Raw genomic sequence first — 641 nt, forward strand, 5'->3', positions numbered from 1 at the left:
AATAAACTCACAGGCCGCAAAAGCATCTGCTCTATGTGCAGAGCTTACGCCAACGAAGACAATTTGTTCGCTCAAGTGCAAAGGGCCAACGCGGTGAATGACTCTCGCTTCAAGTATCTGCCAACGTTCAGCTGCTTGTTGAATGATTTTCTGTAAGCACTGCTCTGTCATGCCAGGGTAGTGCTCCAGGAACATGCCATTTACATTAGGGCGATCTCCGAATTCCCGAACCAAGCCTGAAAACGTGCAGATCGCGCCAGTTGCTAGGGCGTGGTTGTTCCGTAGAGTCTGGTACTCATTTTCTATTGAGAAATCTTCTTGCTGAACGCTGACAGATATTTTCATACTAACCGCCTGTTACCGGGGGATAAAATGCTACTTCATCTCCTACTTTAACAGCAGTACTTGCATCGGCGATATCCTGATTGACTGAAATAATGATCCGTTCGTTAGCAAGCGCGCTTAACCAGGGTTCGCCCCGTGACTGAAGCTTGGATTTGATATCGCCAGTCGTCTGGATGCCGTCGATCTCGGTCCATTGTTCGCTATCGCAGTCGAGCTGCTCTCGCAAGCTGGCAAAAAAAAGGATATTCATAAGGTCGTCTCGTAACTTAATAATGCTTGCTATACCGGCAAAGAAA

2 protein-coding genes are annotated in these 641 nt (G+C 47.4%); both read right to left on the minus strand.

Features of this window, described 5'->3' with window-relative positions; genetic code table 11:
• A partial coding sequence (locus A3729_RS00665) for a molybdenum cofactor biosynthesis protein MoaE (protein ID WP_068632957.1) occupies window positions 1-345 on the minus strand: 345 nt, incomplete at its 3' end.
• 1 nt (window position 346) lies between these two features.
• The coding region (locus A3729_RS00670; protein WP_231877280.1) for a MoaD/ThiS family protein at window positions 347-641 on the minus strand (295 nt) is incomplete at its 5' end.

It is taken from the genome of Oleiphilus sp. HI0043, from assembly GCF_001634935.1.